Source organism: Pseudomonas nitroreducens, from assembly GCF_014204515.1.
GTDB lineage: Bacteria > Pseudomonadota > Gammaproteobacteria > Pseudomonadales > Pseudomonadaceae > Pseudomonas > Pseudomonas nitritireducens_A.
Map to the genome: position 1 here is coordinate 53,061 of NZ_JACHLI010000012.1, position 16,957 is coordinate 70,017.

Genomic DNA, 16,957 nt, shown 5'->3' on the forward strand with positions numbered 1-16,957 from the left:
CTTCGCTCCACCCATCCTACAAAAAGCTGGTCATGGTTCCGCAGGATGGGTGGAGCGCAGCGATACCCATCACGAAGCCATGCAGGTTGGAAATCAGGCGCCGCTTTGCGCGGTACGCGCGCGGCGGCTCGTGGGTAACAGTTTGGCCACAGTGTTCTCCCCCTTACTGGTCTGCTGACCGAAGGTGGCGTTGTAGGTGGCGATGACTTCGCCGGCGATGGACACGGCGATCTCCACCGGCAGCTTGCCTTTCACTTCGCTGATGCCCATGGGGCAGCGCATGCGTTGCACGGTCTCGGCGGCGAAACCGCGGTCGCGCAGCCGGTGTTCGAACTTGGCGCGCTTGGTGTCCGAGCCGATCAGGCCGAAGTAGGCGAAGTCGTCGCGTTCGAGGATTTTCGCGGTCAGCTCCAGGTCCAGCGCGTGGTTGTGGGTCATGACGATGAAGTAGCTGCCGGCGGGCATCTCGTCGATCTCGTCAATCACCTCTTCGTTGATCGCGCGGGTGACGCCCTCGGGGATGTAGTCGGGGAATTCGGCCTCGCGGGAGTCGATCCAGCGCACCTTGCACGGCAGGCTGGCGAGCAGCGGCACCAGGGCGCGGCCGACGTGGCCGGCGCCGAACACGGCGATGTGCGCCTGGGGCTGGCCCATGGGCTCGAACAGCAGCACGGTGGCGCCGCCGCAGCACTGGCCGAGGCTGGCGCCAAGGCTGAAGCGCTCCAGTTTCGGCTCGCGCTCGCGGCCCTGCAGCATCTCGCGGGCGATGGCCATGGCCTTGAATTCGAGGTGGCCGCCGCCGATGGTGTCGTAGAGCTTGTCGGCGCTGACCACCATCTTCGAGCCGGCGTTGCGCGGGGTCGAGCCGCGCTCTTCGATGATGGTCACCAGCACGCAGGCTTCGGCGCGCTGTTGCAGGTCGGCGAGGGCACTGATCCAGTTCATCGTACGAACCTCAAGGCTGAACGTAGGGCGCATAACGCCTCGGGCGTTATCCGCCGCATTGGCGATGGCGGATAACGCGTTCCGCGTTATGCGCCCTACGGTCTGTCGTTTCGTGTTGCGCGCAAGGCGTCCCACGGTCATAGGGAGGGGCGCCGCTGGCAGGGTGGAGGACGGAAGTGGGGACGCCTCTTCCTGCCAGCGGAGCCCCATGGTCACATCACGCCGGCTCGACCTGAGCCGGTGCCTTCTCCGCCTGGGCAGCTTTCAGCTTGCGCATCTGCTCCACGCCCCAGAGCACGCGCTCGGGGGTGGCCGGGGCGTCGATCTGCGGCTGGGCGCGGTAGTCGGCGAGGCTCGCCACGGCATCCTTGATCGCGCAGAACACCGAGATACCGAGCATGAACGGCGGCTCGCCGACGGCCTTGGAGTGGAACACCGTCTGCTCCGGGTTCTTGCGGTTTTCCACCAGCTTCACCCGCAGGTCGATCGGCATGTCGGCGATGGCCGGAATCTTGTAGCTCGCCGGGCCGTTGGTCATCAGCTTGCCCTTGGCGTTCCAGACCAGCTCTTCCATGGTCAGCCAGCCCATGCCCTGGACGAAGCCGCCTTCCACCTGGCCGATGTCGATGGCCGGGTTCAGCGAGGCGCCGACGTCGTGGAGGATGTCGCTGCGCAGCATCCGGTACTCGCCGGTGAGGGTGTCGACGATCACCTCCGAGCAGGACACGCCGTAGGCGAAGTAATAGAACGGCCGGCCACGCGCCTTGCTGCGGTCGTAGAAGATCTTCGGCGTGCGGTAGAAGCCGGTGGAGGAGAGAGATACCTGGCCGAAGTAGGCCTGCTGGATCAGCTCCTCGAAGGGCAGGATGAGATCGCGCACGCGCACCTGATTGTTGCGGAACTCGACGTCTTCCTCGGTCACCTTCCAGTGCCGGGCGGCGAACTCCACGAGACGCTGGCGGATGATCTCGGCAGCGTTCTGCGCGGCCTTGCCGTTGAGGTCGGCGCCGGAAGAAGCGGCGGTCGGCGAGGTGTTCGGCACCTTGTCGGTATTGGTCGCGGTGATCTGCACGCGGTCGATATCGACCTGGAAGACCTCGGCCACCACCTGGGCGACCTTGGTGTTCAGGCCCTGGCCCATCTCGGTGCCGCCATGGTTCAGGTGGATGCTGCCGTCGGTGTAGATGTGGATCAGCGCGCCGGCCTGGTTCAAGAAGGTGGCGGTGAAGCTGATGCCGAATTTCACCGGGGTCAGCGACAGGCCTTTCTTCAGCACCGGGCTGTTGGCGTTGAAGGCGCGGATTTCGGCGCGGCGCTTGGCGTACTCGGCGCTGGCTTCCAGCTCCTCGGTCATCTCCTCCAGCAGGTTGTGTTCCACCTGCTGGTAGTAGTGGGTGACGTTGCGCTCGTCCTTGCCGTAGTAGTTGCGCTTGCGCACTTCCAGCGGGTCCTTGCCCAGGTGGCGGGCGACCGCGTCCATGATCTCCTCGATGGCGACCATTCCCTGCGGGCCGCCGAAGCCGCGGTAGGCGGTGTTCGAGGCGGTGTTGGTCTTGCAGCGGTGACCGTTCACCGTGGCGTTGCCGAGGAAGTAGGCGTTGTCGGAGTGGAACATCGCGCGGTCGACGATGGAGCCGGAGAGGTCCGGCGAGTAGCCGCAGTTGCCGGCCAGCTCGATGTTGATGCCGTGCAGCAGGCCGTCGTCCTCGAAGCCCACGTCGTATTCGACGTAGAAGGGGTGGCGCTTGCCGGTCATCTGCATGTCTTCGACGCGCGGCAGGCGCATCTTCGCCGGGCGACCGGTGAGGCGCGCGACCACGGCGCACAGGCACGCAGGTGCAGCGGCCTGGGTTTCCTTGCCGCCGAAGCCGCCGCCCATGCGGCGCATGTCGATGACCACCTTGTTGAAGGAGATGCCCAGTACTTCGGCCACCAGCTTCTGTACTTCGGTGGGGTTCTGCGTGGAGGTGTAGACGATCACGCCGCCGTCCTCGGTGGGCATCACCGAGGAAATCTGCGTCTCCAGGTAGAAGTGCTCCTGTCCACCGATGTGCAGGGTGCCCTGGATGCGGTTCGGCGCGGTGGCCAGCTTGGCTTCCGAGTCGCCGATCTTGTGCTGGTGGCTGTCGAGCACGAAGTGCTTCTTGCGCAGCGCTTCGACCACGTCGAGCACCGGCTCAAGGTCTTCGTACTCGATGATCGCCGCCATGGCCGCCTTGCGCGCGGTTTCCAGGCTGTCGGCGGCGACGGCGATGACCATCTGGCCGACGTACTCGACCTTGCCGTCTGCCAGCAGCGGGTCACCGGCGACTACCGGGCCGATGTCCAGCTGGCCGGGCACGTCATCCTTGGTGATGGCGATGGCCACACCGGGGAACTGGTAGCACGGGCTGACGTCGAGCCTGGTGATGCGCGCGTGGGCGCGGTCGCTCATGCGGGCATAGACGTGCAACTGGTTGGGGAATTCCAGGCGGTCGTCGATGTATTGCGCTTCGCCGCTGACGTGCTTGGGCGCGCTCTCGTGCTTGACGCTGCGACCGACGCCGGTAGTGAGGTCGGCGCGGAACAGCGCGGCGAGTTCTTCCTGGCTCTTCTGGGGCTTATGCATAGTGGGTCACCCGGGTCACGGCCTGAGGGGCTTCCAGTTCCAGGAAGCACTTGCGCAGCAGGTTCTGCGCGGTGAGCAGGCGGTATTCCTTGCTTGCGCGGAAGTCGGTGAGCGGGGCGAAGTCCTCGCTCAGTGCCAGCGCGGCGCGTTCGAAGGTGGCGCTGTTGAAGGTCTGGCCGAGAAGCGCAGCTTCACAGGCCTTGGCGCGCTTCGGGATCGCGGCCATGCCGCCGAAGCCGGTGCGCACGGCGGTGACCTTGCAGTTTTCCACGGTGATGTTGAACGCGGCGCAGACGGCGGAAATGTCGTCGTCCAGGCGCTTGGAGACCTTGTAGGCGCGGAACGCCTGGCTGGCCTGCGGACGCGGGATGATCACCTGCTCGATGAACTCGCCTTCCTGGCGCGCGGTGACCTTGTAGTCGATGAAGTATTCGTCGATCGGCAGCTCGCGGCGCTCGTTGCCCTTGCGCAGCACCAGGCGCGCGCCGAGGGCGATCAGCAGCGGCGGCGAGTCGCCGATGGGGGATGCGTTGCCGATGTTGCCGCCCAGGGTGCCCTGGTTGCGGATCTGCAGCGAGGCGAAGCGGTGCAGCAGTTCGCCGAAGTCCGGGTAGTCGCGGGCGAGGGTTTCGTAGCAGTCGGTCAGCGGCGTCGCCGCGCCGATCTCGATACGGTCGTCGAAGACTTCGACGCGCTTCATTTCCTCGACGTGGCCGACGTAGATCATCACCGGCAGTTCGCGGTGGAACTGGGTGACTTCCAGCGCCAGGTCGGTGCCGCCGGCCAGCAGGCGCGCCTGTGGGTTGGCGGTGTAGATATCGGCCAGATCAGCGATGGTCAGCGGCAGCAGGCAGCGCTTGTCGCCGCTGTTGAGCTCGGCGGTTTCTGTCGGCGCGATGGCTTTGAGCTGGGCGATGATCTCGGGCTGGGCGACGTCGAACTGGTCGGGCTGCTTCTGGCAGCAGGACTGCTCGGCGGCATCCAGGATCGGGCGGTAGCCGGTGCAGCGGCAGAGGTTGCCGGCCAGCGCTTCGTGGGCTTCTGCCTTGCGCTCGTCGGCGGTCTCGCCGGCGGTGTTCTTCTGCAGGGCGAACAGCGACATGACGAAGCCGGGGGTGCAGAAGCCGCACTGCGAGCCGTGGCAGTCGACCATGGCCTGCTGCACGCCGTGCAGTTCGCCACGGTGCTTCAGGTCGTCGACGCTGATCAACTGCTTGCCGTGCAGCGAGGAGACGAAGGTCAGGCAGGAATTGAGGGTGCGATAGCGGATGCGCTCGGCGCCTTCCTCGCCCACCAGCTCGCCGACCACCACGGTGCAGGCGCCGCAGTCACCGGAGGCGCAACCCTCCTTGGTGCCGGTCTTGCCCAGGGTCTGGCGCAGGTAGTTGAGCACGGTGAGATTCGGATCGAGGCGGTCTTCGACACGCAGCTCGCGATTGAGCAGGAACCTGATCAAGGCTTGCCTCCAGGCTGATTCTTGTTTTTGGTAGGGCACTGGAGGCGAATCTATGGAAAGCTGACTTTTGAGTCAATAAAATTTCTGTCCAAAGGGTCAGAAAGTTTTTCAGCGGATGATGAACGGTGGATTACGGCTTTATGTGAGAGCTCGTCATACGCGTGATCGCAGGCGTTGAGCGTTTCGTAGGATGGGTGGAGCCTGAGCGATACCCATGCTGTCTGCGCACGAGGCGTGATGGGTATCGCTGCGCTCCACGCCATCCTACGAAGGGCGGTTCGATCCCGGCGGCAGAAAGAAAAAAGGCGGCAAGCCGGGGTAGGGCTTGCCGCCAAGGCGTGGAACTCGTCGATCAGGCCTGCTGGCTGGCGCTCAGCTGGTATTCCTCACCGGCGTAGTAGGCGCGCACGCGACGGTCCATCACCGCGCGCCAGAGCGGCGGGAACAGCGCGAGGACGATCATCCCGGCGTAGCCGTTGGGCAACTGCGGGCTCTCGTCGAAGTGGCGCAGCACCTGGTAGCGGCGCTTGGCGTGGGCGTGGTGGTCGGAATGGCGCTGCAGGTGGAAGAGGAACAGGTTGGTCAGCAGGAAGTTGCTGTTCCAGGAGTGCTCGTGGGTGGTCCGCTCATAGCGCCCGGTGTCCAGGCGGCGGCGGTGCAGGCCGTAGTGCTCCACGTAGTTGACGATCTCCAGCAGGGTGAAGGCCATCACCGATTGGCCGATGAAATACAGCGCGCCGATCCAGCCGAAAGCGACGCTGAAGCCGACCAGGAACAGCGCGCTGATCACGTACCACCAGATCAGCTCGTTGCGCCAGTGCAGCGCCGGCAGGCCCTTGCGCTTGAGGCGCTCGGTTTCCAGCTTCCAGGCGTTGAGGAAGTTGTGCTTGTAGGCATGGGGCAGGAAGGCATAGAGGCTCTGGCCGTAGCGCGAGGACGAGGCGTCTTCCGGCGTGGAGACGTGCACGTGATGACCACGTACATGCTCGACCTTGAAACCCGCGTAGCACACCGCCGCCAGCAGCAGGCCGCCGGCGTTCTGCTCCAGCTGCGGGTCCTTGTGAATCAGCTCGTGGGAGACGGTGATGCCGATGGCGCCCATCACCGTGCCTACCGAGAGAATCCAGCCCAGCTGGCCGACCCAGTTCCAGGCGTCATAGGTGGCCAGCACCCAGCCGCCGTACACCAGCATGCCCAGCAGCAGCGGCACGGTCAGCAGGCTGAGGAAGCGATAGTAGCCCTCGCGTTCCATGGGCGGGACTTCCTCGACCTCGTCGGGGTTGGCCGGGTCGCGGCCGACCACGAAGTCCAGCAGCGGGATCACCCCGAACACCACGGTGATCACCAGCCAGGGCCAGGCATTGGGGGACTCGCTGCCGAATGACCACCAGTAGCTGACGGGAATACCGAACACCGGCACCAGCCAGATCCAGTAACCGGCTTTCTTGAGACGCAACATCCAGGCAGGGGAAAGGAACAAGGCAAACATGGACGACTCCCGATACGTCTCTTGTGTAGGATTGTCAGACAATCCTGCGCCTGAAACTTCCGGCGCACGCACCAACCTTTGTTCTGTCGTTCCCCCTGGGCGGGGGATGGCGCGGTAACACCCTGTGTTACACTTCGCGGCCGCAGCACCCCCTCGAAAGCGCCCGATTCTTAAGGACAACCATGACGTTCAAGGCCCCGGACAGCCTGGCTGAGCAGATCGCGCATCACCTTGCCGAACGCATCATCCGGGGCGAACTCAAGGAACGTGAGCGCATCCAGGAACAGAAGGTCACCCAGACCCTCAACGTCAGCCGCGGCTCGGTGCGCGAAGCGCTGCTGATCCTCGAACGTCGCCACCTGGTGGTGATCCTGCCGCGCCGGGGTGCGCAGGTCTCCGAGCTGTCGGCGGCGCACGTCGAAAGCCTCTATTCGCTGGTGATGGAGCTGTACATCATGCTCGCCAGCAGCGTGGCGCGGACCTGGCGCGAGGAAGCCGACCTCGCGCCCTTCATGGCCATCCAGCAGCGCCTGCTGGACAACCTCGAACGCGGCGACATCAACGCCTTCGTCGAATCCAGTTTCGACATCATGCGCGCCGCCTTCCCGTTCGCCGCCAACCCCTACCTGCAGGAAACCGTGGAAAATCTCCTGCCGGCCATCAGTCGCACCTATCATCTGGCCCTGGAACGCCGCAAAGGCGAGATGAGCCAGTTCATCGGCAGCTTCGAGAGCCTGTTGCGCGCGGTGGTCGGCCGCGACGAGGCGGGCATCCGCGAGGTCCTGCTCGATTACGGGCGGCACAACAGCCAACTGGTCCTGGCCGCACTGGCTGAACGATAAGCTCGCTAATCAGAAGAGAAAGGGGGAAGAGGGCGCATGCGGCTCAAGTGCATCAAGCTGGCGGGCTTCAAGTCCTTCGTCGACCCGACGACGGTCAACTTCCCGAGCAACATGGCGGCCGTGGTCGGTCCCAACGGCTGCGGCAAGTCCAACATCATCGACGCCGTTCGCTGGGTGATGGGCGAGAGTTCGGCGAAGAACCTCCGTGGCGAGTCGATGACCGACGTCATCTTCAATGGCTCCAACACGCGCAAGCCGGTGACCCAGGCGTCCATCGAACTGGTGTTCGACAACTCCGACCAGACCCTGCTGGGCGAATACGCCAGCTACGCCGAGATATCCATCCGCCGCCGCGTGACCCGCGACGGGCAGAACACCTACTTCCTCAACGGCACCAAATGCCGGCGTCGCGACATCACCGACATCTTCCTCGGCACCGGCCTGGGCCCGCGCAGCTACTCGATCATCGAGCAGGGCATGATCTCCAAGCTGATCGAGGCCAAGCCGGAGGACCTGCGCAACTTCATCGAGGAAGCCGCCGGCATCTCCAAGTACAAGGAGCGCCGCCGCGAGACCGAGAACCGTATCCGCCGCACCCAGGAGAACCTCGCGCGCCTGACCGACCTGCGCGAAGAACTGGAACGCCAGCTCGAACGCCTGCACCGCCAGGCCCAGTCGGCGGAGAAGTACCAGGAATTCAAGGCCGAGGAACGCACCCTCAAGGCCCAGCTCGGCGCCCTGCGCTGGCGCGACCTGAACGAGCAGGTCGGGCAGAAGGAAAAGGTCATCGGCGACCAGGAAGTGGCCTTCGAGGCCCTGGTGGCCGAGCAGCGCAGCGCCGATGCCAGTATCGAGCGCCTGCGCGACGGCCACCACGAGCTGTCGGAAACCTTCAACCAGGTGCAGGGCCGCTTCTATTCCGTGGGCGGCGACATCGCTCGCGTCGAGCAGAGCATCCAGCACGGCCAGCAGCGCCTGCGTCAGTTGCAGGACGACCTGCGCGAGGCCGAGAAGACCCGCCAGGAAACCGAATCCCACCTGGGCCACGATCGCACCCTGCTCGCCACCCTGGGTGAGGAACTGGAGCGTCTGGCGCCGGAGCAGGAAATCAGCGCCGCTGCCGCCGAAGAGGCCAGCGTCGGCCTGGAAGACGCCGAGCAGCGCATGCACGACTGGCAGCAGCGCTGGGACGCCTTCAACCAGCAGAGCGCCGAGCCGCGCCGCGAAGCGGAGGTGCAGCAGTCGCGCATCCAGCACCTGGAGCAGAGCCTGGAGCGCCAGGGAGAACGCCAGCGCCGCTTGCGCGAAGAGCGCACGCAGTTGGCTGCCGACCCGGAAGACGCCGCGATCCTCGAGCTGGGCGAACAGGTTGCCGCCATCGAACTGCTGCTGGAAGAGTCGCAGATCGAAGAACAGGAACTGGCCGAGCGCCTGGAGCGCGTGCGCCAGTCCCTGCAGGAAAGCAGCGCCGCGCAGCATCAGGCGCAGGGCGAGCTGCAGCGCCTGAATGGCCGCATCGCATCGCTGGAAGCGCTGCAGCAGGCCGCGCTCGATCCGGGCGACGGCACCGCGCAATGGTTGCGCCAGCAAGGGCTGGAGCAGCGCCCGCGCCTCGCCGAAGGCCTGCGCGTGCAGCCGGGCTGGGAGCTGGCGGTGGAAACCGTGCTCGGCGCCGACCTGCACGGCGTGCTGCTGGACGATGTGAAAGGCCTGCCGTTCGATGCGCTGGAGAAGGGCGAGCTACGCCTGCTCGATCTGGCCGCCGGCACCGTTTCCCGTCCCGGCAGCCTGCTGGACAAGGTCGAGACCAGCGTTGACCTGAGTTACTGGCTGGGCCGCGTGCGCCCCGTGGAAAGCCTGGAGCAGGCACTGGCCCAGCGCGCATCGCTGGGCGACGGCGAAAGCCTGATCAGCCGCGATGGCTACTGGGTCGGCCGCAACTTCCTGCGTGTTCGCCGTGGCGAATCCGCCGATGGCGGTGTGCTCGCTCGTGGCCAGGAGCTGGAGCGCCTGTACGCCGAGCGCGAGGCGCTGGAGCAGCGCCTCGCCGAAATCGACGAACAACTGGTGCGCCTGCGCGACGAGCAGCGCCAGGCCGAGGAAGGCCGCGACCAGGTGCGTCGCCGCCTGCAGGACGAGGGCCGCCGCCAGGGCGAGCTGAAGGCGCAGCTGTCCGCGCAGCAGGCCAAGGTCGAGCAACTGACCCTGCGCCGCCGCCGTCTGGACGAGGAGTTGGCCGAACTGGCCGAGCAGCACGCCGTCGAGCAGGAGCAGCTGGGCGAAGCCCGCCTCAGCCTGCAGGAAGCGCTGGACGCCATGGCGGTGGATACCGAACGCCGCGAATCCCTGCTGGCCGAACGCGACGGCATGCGCGAGAAGCTCGACCGCATTCGCCAGGAATCCCGCCAGCACAAGGACCACGCTCACCAACTGGCCGTGCGCGTCGGTTCCCTGCGCGCCCAGCATGAGTCCACCCGCCAGGCGCTGGAGCGCCTGGACAGCCAGGCCGTGCGCCTGGTCGAGCGTTGCGAGCAGCTCAACCTCAACCTGGAGGAGGGCGCCGCGCCGCTGGAAGAGTTGCGCATGCGCCTGGAAGAGCTGCTCGACCGGCGCATGGCCGTGGAAGACGAGCTCAAGCATGCCCGTCTCGCCCTGGAAGACGCCGACCGCCAGCTGCGCGACGCCGAGAAGCGCCGCACCCAGGCCGAGCAGCAGTCGCAACTGCTGCGCGGCCAGCTGGAGCAGCAGCGCATGGAGTGGCAGGCCCTGAACGTGCGCCGCAAGTCGCTGCAGGAGCAACTCCACGAGGATGGCTACGACTTGCACGGCGTGCTGGGCACGCTGCCCCACGACGCTGCCGAAAAGGTCTGGGAAACCCGCCTGGAAGAACTCGCCGCGCGCATCGCTCGCCTGGGGCCGATCAACCTCGCGGCCATCGAGGAATACCAGCAGCAGTCCGAGCGCAAACGCTACCTGGACGACCAGAACGACGACCTGGTGGAAGCGTTGGAAACCCTGGAAAACGTCATCCGCAAGATCGACAAGGAGACCCGCAACCGCTTCAAGGAAACCTTCGACCAGATCAATGCTGGCCTTCAGGCATTGTTCCCCAAGGTTTTCGGCGGCGGTCACGCCTATCTGGAACTTACCGGCGAGGATCTACTCGATACCGGGGTGGCGATCATGGCGCGCCCGCCGGGCAAGAAGAACAGCACTATCCATCTGCTGTCCGGTGGCGAGAAGGCCCTGACCGCTCTGGCGCTGGTGTTTGCGATCTTCCAGCTGAACCCGGCACCGTTCTGCATGCTCGACGAAGTCGACGCGCCGCTGGACGATGCCAACGTCGGCCGTTATGCGCGGCTGGTGAAGGAGATGTCGGAGAAAGTGCAGTTCATCTATATCACCCACAACAAGATCGCCATGGAGATGGCCGATCAGTTGATGGGCGTGACCATGCACGAACCGGGTTGTTCGCGTCTGGTGGCAGTGGATGTGGAAGAAGCGGTCGCCTTGGCCGAAGCCTGATCACCGGTGCCTGCCGAGAGTGCTGGCAGGATGCCTTTTTACAAGTCTAAGCTATTGATTTGGCAGGAATAGGTCGCATTCGCCAAGTAACGCTGCAACTGGCTATGAAAAGTTGCAAAGAGCACCGCGGAGTGTCGCCTCAGGCAGTGTAAAGTTATGTGAGGGCGTGTTAGCTTAACGACCACTTTTGTATCGCGTGGAAAACATCAGCTGGAACAGGAAGTTGGCTCCACGTTTTCAAGGGATAGGACGTCCTTTTTCTTCATCATCATTTTTTGTTCAGGGGCTACGGGATTAGATGGATATCGGTCTGCGCGAATGGCTGATCGTCATTGGGCTTATCGTGATCGCCGGCATTCTGTTCGACGGCTGGCGTCGCATGCGGGGTGGCAAGGGCAAGTTGCGCTTCAAACTGGATCGTCAGTTTGCCAACCAGCCCGATGACGGGGATGAAGGCAACCCTGAACTGCTCGGGCCGTCCCGGGTGGTCGAACACCGCGAGCCGGAACTGGACGAGGAAGACCTGCCCAGGGTCAGCGCCAAGGAGTCGCGCGGCAAGCGCCGCGGCGAGCCGCGCCAGGGCGACCTGAACCTGGACGACCCGGCGCCGAACCTGCTCGGCCCGCTGGACGAAGAGGATTTCCCCAACCCGCTGGACGAAGCGCCGCAGGAGAAGGAAAAGCCCCGCAAGGAGCGCAAGAAGGACAAGGAGCGTGTCGCTCCCGCTGCCACTGCTGCTCCTGCCGCATCCCAGGCTCCGGTCGAGGAAGTGCTGATCATCAACGTCATCAGCCGCGACGAGAACGGCTTCAAGGGCCCGGCGCTGCTGCAGAACATCCTGGAGAGCGGCCTGCGCTACGGCGAGATGGACATCTTCCACCGCCACGAGAGCATGGCCGGCAACGGCGAAGTGCTGTTCTCCATGGCCAATGCGGTCAAGCCGGGCACCTTCGATCTGGACAACATCGACCAGTTCAGCACCCGCGCCGTGAGCTTCTTCCTCGGCCTGCCGGGCCCGCGCCATCCCAAACAGGCGTTCGACGTGATGATCGCCGCCGCGCGCAAGCTGGCCCAGGAGCTCAATGGCGAGCTGAAGGACGAGCAGCGCAGCGTGATGACCGCACAGACCATCGAGCACTACCGCCAGCGCATCATCGATTTCGAGCGCCGCGCCCTGACTCAGAAGCGCTAAGCTTCTCCCACGCTGCACGCGAAGCCCCAAGCGACCCTTGGGGCTTCGTATTTCTACCTTACGCAGAAAGCCGCCCGAGACTCCCGCATGACCGACTCCCAGACCGCTGCCGAACGCATTGCCCAGCTGCGCAGCGAACTCGACGACCACAACTACCGCTACTACGTGCTCGACGAGCCGAGCGTACCGGACGCCGAGTACGACCGCCTGTTCCGCGAACTGAAGGCGCTGGAGACCGAGCATCCCGAACTGGTCACCCCCGAGTCGCCGACCCAGCGTGTCGGCGGTGCGGCCGCCTCGGCCTTTGGCGAGGTGCGCCACGAAGTGCCGATGCTCAGCCTGGGCAACGCCTTCGAGGGACAGGACCTGAGCGACTTCGACCGCCGCGTGCGCGAGGGCCTGGCCGACCAGTTGCCGGCCGGTGACCTGCTGGGCGGTGGCGCCGAAGTGGAATACAGCTGCGAACCCAAGCTGGATGGTCTGGCAGTCAGCCTGCTGTACGAAAACGGCGTGCTGACCCGTGGCGCCACCCGTGGCGACGGCACTACCGGCGAGGACATCAGCGTCAACGTGCGCACCATCCGCAACGTGCCGCTGCGCCTGAAGGGCGAAGGCTGGCCGGCGGTGCTGGAAGTGCGCGGCGAAGTCTTCATGTCCAAGGCCGGCTTCGAAGCACTGAATGAGCGGCAGATGGAAGCCGGCGGCAAGACCTTCGCCAACCCGCGCAACGCCGCCGCCGGCAGCCTGCGCCAGCTGGATTCGAAGATCACCGCCAGCCGTCCGCTGGAGTTCTGCTGCTACGGTTTTGGTCGCGTCGAGGGCGGTACGCTGCCCGGCACCCAGTACGACATCCTCCAGGCCTTCAAGGGTTGGGGTGTGCCTATCAGTCGAGAGTTGACGCTGGTCAAGGGCGTGGAACTGTGCCGTGCCTATTACGAAGACATCGGCACCCGTCGCGACAGCCTGGCCTACGAGATCGACGGCGTGGTGTTCAAGGTCAACCGCATCGACTTCCAGCGCGAACTGGGCTTCCGCGCCCGTGAGCCGCGCTGGGCCATCGCCCACAAGTTCCCGGCACGCGAAGAGCTCACCGAGCTGCTCGACGTGGAGTTCCAGGTCGGCCGCACCGGCGCGGTGACGCCCGTGGCGCGCCTGAAGCCGGTGCAGGTAGCCGGCGTCACCGTCTCCAACGCCACCCTGCACAACATGGACGAGGTGGCGCGCCTGGGTCTGATGATCGGCGACACGGTGATCATCCGCCGCGCCGGCGACGTGATCCCGCAGGTCATGCAGGTCGTCACCGAGCGCCGCCCGGCCGATGCGCGGCCGGTGGAGATTCCCACCCAGTGCCCGGTGTGCGGCTCGCAGGTGGAGCGCACCCAGCTGGTCAAGCGCAGCAAGGGCAAGGAGTCGGTCAGCGAAGGTGCCATCTACCGTTGTGTCGGCCGGCTGTTCTGCCAGGCGCAGCTCAAGCAGGCGATCATCCACTTCGTCTCGCGCCGCGCCATGGATATCGACGGCCTGGGCGACAAGATCGTCGAGCAGCTGGTGGACAAGGGGCTGGTGAAGTCCCCGGCCGATCTCTACACGCTCACCTTCGAACGGGTCATCGAGCTGGAAGGCTTCGCCGAGGTTTCCACGCGCAACCTGCTCGCGGCCATCGCCGACAGCCGCAAGCCTGCGCTGGCACGCTTCGTCTTTGCCCTGGGCATTCCTGACGTGGGCGAGGAAACCGCCAAGCTGCTGGCCCGCTCCCTGGGTTCCCTGGCGCGCATCCGCAAAGCGCTGCCGGAAGTGCTGACCTACCTGCCGGACGTCGGCGGCGAAGTGGCCTACGAGATCCACAACTTCTTCAGCGATGAACACAACCTCGAAGTGATCGACCAACTGCTGGAGCGCGGTATCGAGTTGCAGGACGAGGGCGAGGTGTCCGCCGAGTTCGCTGCCGTCGCCACGCTGGCGGGCTTCATCGACAAGCTGAACATCCCCTTCATCGCTGCCACCGGCGCCGAGAAGCTGGCCGACAAGACGGGCAGCCTCGATGCCCTGATCACCCTCAGCCAGGACTGGCTGGACCTCAGCACGCTCAAGGGCGTGAACGAGAAGGCCAAGCAGTCCGTGCGCGAATATTTCGCCGACGTCGCCCGCGTCGAGCGCGCCAGGGCCGTCGAGGCGCAACTGGCCGAATTCGGCATGCACTGGCGCAGCGAGCGCAAGGTCGTCGAAGGCCTGCCGCTGGCCGGCCAGACCTGGGTGCTCACCGGCACCCTGGAGGCCATGAGCCGCGACGTCGCCAAGGAAAAACTCGAAAGCCTGGGCGCCAAGGTGGCCGGCTCCGTCTCGGCGAAGACCCATTGTGTGGTTGCCGGACCGGGAGCGGGTTCAAAGTTGGCCAAGGCCCAGGAACTTGGCGTCGCCGTGATGGACGAAGAGCAGCTGGTCAAGCTGCTGGCCAACCACGGTATCGGCGCCTGACACGCCTTTATTCCGATCAGCAAATCAAGATCAACGCATCAAGGAGTTACCCCATGCCCATGACCAAGGACCAACTGGTTCGCGATATCGCCGAATCCCTCGACCTGACCCAGGCCGCCGTGCGCGGTGTGTTCGAGCAACTGGCGCAGATCGCCCAGGACTCCCTGGAGAACGACGGTGAACTGACCCTGCCGGGTATCGGCAAGCTCAAGGTCAGCGAACGCGCCGCGCGTACCGGTCGCAACCCGCAGACCGGCAAGACCATCGAGATCGCCGCGAAGAAGGCCGTGCGCCTGGTGCCCGCCAAGGCGCTGGTCGATAGCTTGAACTGATCGACAGCCTGAACTGATTCGGCCGGCCCGTCCCGGCTCCTGCGTCGCGATGCAGAACGAGGCGGGCCACTGGTTGTCGGAGAGCAACATGGACAAGGCAAGAAAGCAGCGCCTGCTGGGCGTCGCGGCACTGGTACTGCTGTTCGGGGCCTACGTGGCCTGGACCGAGCGTCCGCAGATCGTCCTGCACTACGAGGCGCAAGGCGGTCCGGCGGTGAGCTACAGCTTCAAGGAAAACGCCGAGGAAACCCTCGCGGGCGAGATCCGGCCGGGCGAGGCGCGCAGCTTCCCGCTGCGCCTGTGGCGTTCGGGCGAATACCGCGTGGCGTTCCAGTTCCACCAGGGCGCGGAGCGTTATTCCACCTTCAGCACCCGTCCGGGCTACAGCAAGATGGACCTGTTCATCGGGCCGAACCTGGAAGTCTCCACCCAGCCTCGGCCCGAAGGGCTGCTCCAGGGGCAATAACGCCCCTTACAGGTACTCGGCCACCAGCACCACATTGCGCTTGTCCGCCGCGACGCCACCCTTGGCGATCGCGCGGATGACGCTGTCGGCGTCGCCGATTGCCTTGATACCGTTCCCCAGCGCACGGCCCTGGGTGTCGGTCAGCCGATAGCTGACGCTCGGCAGTGCACCGCGCGGCTCGTTGAGCATCATGGTCATCGCCTGGTTGCAGTCGCTCAGGCTCACCCGCGCGCTGCGCGAGGTCACCTCGCTGAGACCGACCTGGCAGGTGGGTTCGACGACCGCACCGCTGAAATGGATGATGCCGTCATAGGCCATCGAGGGAGCGCAGAAGAGCAGCGCGACAAGTGGGGTGGATCGCAGGGCGGCAGACACGGACATGCAGGCATTCCTCGCTCGGTCATGGCCCGTCATTGCGTGACGAGCTCTTCCTTAAGCGTCGGCGCAATTAGAAATTTCTTAATGTTTTGTAGGGTGTTTCCGCGAATTGAGTTGCTGATTCGTGATGGAGGTCAGGAATAGCGCGTAGGACGCAGCTAAGTGCTTGAAGTACTTGTAAGTTGCGCTCAAGCCGCTACAATGGCGCGGCTCGCCGATCTGGCGAGATCTCGCGATGGTGGCCCTGTCGGTCCCCCCGCAACGATTACTCGCTTACCTGGTCAGGTCCGGAAGGAAGCAGCCAAGGCGGGGACATTGTGTGCCGGGGTGTGGCTGGCGGGGCCGCCTCCATTTCGGGGCCAGGAAAATCTCGCGCCCCCTGCCTGTCGATGCACTCACCGCCTCAGCGGTAGTGATCCAGGATCTGCTCGATCTTCCCCGATGCCTTGATCTTCGCCAGTGCCGAGAGCACTTCGCCGGCGTTCACTTCCGGGCTGTCCAGCACCATGCACGACAGCGGCGTCTCCTCGATCACGCTGGCAATGCGCAGGCGCTCCGCCTCGGGCAGTGCGCGATTGAACCAGTTCAACGCAAACTCGCTGCTGATCGCATATTGATAACGGCCGATGCGCAGCTTCTTCAGCACCAGTTCCTGGTTGCGCGCCTCGTCGCGGATCAGCCAGTGGCTGTCCAGCAGCGGCTTCAGGCGCGGATAGTGATAGCCCAGGACGGTGCCGATGGACTGGCTGGACAGGGTCTCCAGGTTGTCCGCCGGGGCGTCGCGGGTCACCAGCAGGTCGCGCTGCACCAGCAGCGGCGCGGACCACTTGTAATCGCTGAAGTCGTGTTCGATCCAGGTGTGCGAAACGTAGCAGCGGACGTCCACCGAATGGCTCAGCAGCGCCTGTTCGATCCGTGCCCGCGGCACGATGTGGAAGACCGGCGTGCGGCCCAGTTGATGCGCCGTTTCATTGAACAGCTCGAAGAGGATGCCGCCGGTCAGTTCGCCATTCTCGATCTGCGCCAGTGGCATCGCCCAGCTGTCGACCACCGAGAAGCGCAGGGGACGGTCGTCGGCCTGGGCGAGGGTGGCGGTCAGCAGCAGGGCGGTGGCAAGGAAGCGCATCAAGGCTCCGTTGATGGCAGAACGACAACACAATGCCGTTTAGCCCGGCCCTTGCCAAGATGCGACAACGACCGGTGCGGACTTCGGGTGCAATTTACAGTCCGCTTCGCTAGGATTAGCGCA

The 16,957-nt window shown here is 65.0% G+C and carries 12 protein-coding genes and 1 other RNA gene; 7 read left to right on the forward strand and 6 right to left on the reverse strand.

Translation table 11 applies throughout. The features are described 5' to 3' along the window. Positions 1 to 93: 93 nt before the first annotated feature. The 4 genes from xdhC to HNP46_RS16335 form a co-directional block, all read right to left on the reverse strand. A complete protein-coding gene (gene xdhC / locus HNP46_RS16320) occupies positions 94 to 945 on the reverse strand; it encodes a xanthine dehydrogenase accessory protein XdhC (RefSeq protein ID WP_184590746.1) in 852 nt (283 codons plus the stop codon). 217 nt (positions 946 to 1,162) lie between these two features. Beyond that, the gene (gene xdhB, locus HNP46_RS16325; RefSeq protein ID WP_184590748.1) at positions 1,163 to 3,553 is read right to left on the reverse strand and encodes a xanthine dehydrogenase molybdopterin binding subunit; all 2,391 of its coding nucleotides are present in this window, start codon (positions 3,551 to 3,553) and stop codon (positions 1,163 to 1,165) included. Then, on the reverse strand, positions 3,546 to 5,009 hold the full coding sequence (xdhA, locus tag HNP46_RS16330) for a xanthine dehydrogenase small subunit (RefSeq protein WP_184590750.1): 1,464 nt from the start codon (positions 5,007 to 5,009) through the stop codon (positions 3,546 to 3,548). Before xdhA ends, xdhB begins: the two co-directional genes overlap by 8 nt. 352 nt (positions 5,010 to 5,361) lie before the next feature. Continuing rightward, the gene (locus HNP46_RS16335) at positions 5,362 to 6,498 is read right to left on the reverse strand and encodes an alkane 1-monooxygenase (RefSeq protein ID WP_184590752.1); all 1,137 of its coding nucleotides are present in this window, start codon (positions 6,496 to 6,498) and stop codon (positions 5,362 to 5,364) included. A gap of 182 nt (positions 6,499 to 6,680) precedes the next feature. Here HNP46_RS16335 and HNP46_RS16340 point away from each other — a divergent pair, with 182 nt between their 5' ends. From HNP46_RS16340 to HNP46_RS16365, 6 genes are all read left to right on the forward strand, one after another. Then, on the forward strand, positions 6,681 to 7,340 hold the full coding sequence (locus tag HNP46_RS16340; RefSeq protein WP_184590754.1) for a GntR family transcriptional regulator: 660 nt from the start codon (positions 6,681 to 6,683) through the stop codon (positions 7,338 to 7,340). Between the two features lie 36 nt (positions 7,341 to 7,376). Next, positions 7,377 to 10,865, forward strand: coding sequence for a chromosome segregation protein SMC (smc, locus tag HNP46_RS16345; RefSeq protein WP_184590756.1), 3,489 nt, complete (start codon positions 7,377 to 7,379; stop codon positions 10,863 to 10,865). Positions 10,866 to 11,163: 298 nt separating this feature from the next. Continuing rightward, positions 11,164 to 12,057 (forward strand): cell division protein ZipA, encoded by an 894-nt coding sequence (gene zipA / locus HNP46_RS16350; protein WP_184590758.1) that lies wholly within the window; start codon positions 11,164 to 11,166, stop codon positions 12,055 to 12,057. Between the two features lie 87 nt (positions 12,058 to 12,144). Further along, entirely contained in the window at positions 12,145 to 14,532 is a 2,388-nt protein-coding gene (gene ligA, locus HNP46_RS16355; RefSeq protein ID WP_184590760.1) for an NAD-dependent DNA ligase LigA, read from the forward strand. Positions 14,533 to 14,585: 53 nt separating this feature from the next. Then, the gene (locus tag HNP46_RS16360) at positions 14,586 to 14,864 is read left to right on the forward strand and encodes an HU family DNA-binding protein (RefSeq protein WP_184590762.1); all 279 of its coding nucleotides are present in this window, start codon (positions 14,586 to 14,588) and stop codon (positions 14,862 to 14,864) included. A gap of 88 nt (positions 14,865 to 14,952) precedes the next feature. Further along, positions 14,953 to 15,330 (forward strand): hypothetical protein, encoded by a 378-nt coding sequence (locus tag HNP46_RS16365; protein ID WP_184590764.1) that lies wholly within the window; start codon positions 14,953 to 14,955, stop codon positions 15,328 to 15,330. Between the two features lie 6 nt (positions 15,331 to 15,336). Here HNP46_RS16365 and HNP46_RS16370 read toward each other — a convergent pair whose 3' ends face one another. Further along, complete coding sequence (locus HNP46_RS16370) at positions 15,337 to 15,711, reverse strand: hypothetical protein (protein ID WP_184590766.1); 375 nt, start codon at positions 15,709 to 15,711, stop codon at positions 15,337 to 15,339. A gap of 242 nt (positions 15,712 to 15,953) precedes the next feature. On the opposite strand from HNP46_RS16370, the gene ffs reads away from it, so the two are divergent. Further along, positions 15,954 to 16,050, forward strand: an RNA gene (gene ffs, locus HNP46_RS16375) — signal recognition particle sRNA small type. A gap of 61 nt (positions 16,051 to 16,111) precedes the next feature. Here ffs and HNP46_RS16380 read toward each other — a convergent pair. After that, entirely contained in the window at positions 16,112 to 16,834 is a 723-nt protein-coding gene (locus HNP46_RS16380; protein WP_184590768.1) for a substrate-binding periplasmic protein, read from the reverse strand. Positions 16,835 to 16,957 lie beyond the last annotated feature (123 nt).

Excerpts from the sequence above, each read along its gene's own strand:
- xdhC (WP_184590746.1), bottom strand. The coding sequence starts at position 945 with ATGAACTGGATCAGTGCCCTCGCCGACCTGCAACAGCGCGCCGAAGCC.
- xdhB (WP_184590748.1), bottom strand. The coding sequence starts at position 3,553 with ATGCATAAGCCCCAGAAGAGCCAGGAAGAACTCGCCGCGCTGTTCCGC.
- HNP46_RS16335 (WP_184590752.1), bottom strand. The coding sequence starts at position 6,498 with ATGTTTGCCTTGTTCCTTTCCCCTGCCTGGATGTTGCGTCTCAAGAAA.
- HNP46_RS16340 (WP_184590754.1), top strand. The coding sequence starts at position 6,681 with ATGACGTTCAAGGCCCCGGACAGCCTGGCTGAGCAGATCGCGCATCAC.
- smc (WP_184590756.1), top strand. The coding sequence starts at position 7,377 with ATGCGGCTCAAGTGCATCAAGCTGGCGGGCTTCAAGTCCTTCGTCGAC.
- zipA (WP_184590758.1), top strand. The coding sequence starts at position 11,164 with ATGGATATCGGTCTGCGCGAATGGCTGATCGTCATTGGGCTTATCGTG.
- ligA (WP_184590760.1), top strand. The coding sequence starts at position 12,145 with ATGACCGACTCCCAGACCGCTGCCGAACGCATTGCCCAGCTGCGCAGC.
- HNP46_RS16360 (WP_184590762.1), top strand. The coding sequence starts at position 14,586 with ATGCCCATGACCAAGGACCAACTGGTTCGCGATATCGCCGAATCCCTC.
- HNP46_RS16365 (WP_184590764.1), top strand. The coding sequence starts at position 14,953 with ATGGACAAGGCAAGAAAGCAGCGCCTGCTGGGCGTCGCGGCACTGGTA.
- HNP46_RS16370 (WP_184590766.1), bottom strand. The coding sequence starts at position 15,711 with ATGTCCGTGTCTGCCGCCCTGCGATCCACCCCACTTGTCGCGCTGCTC.
- HNP46_RS16380 (WP_184590768.1), bottom strand. The coding sequence starts at position 16,834 with ATGCGCTTCCTTGCCACCGCCCTGCTGCTGACCGCCACCCTCGCCCAG.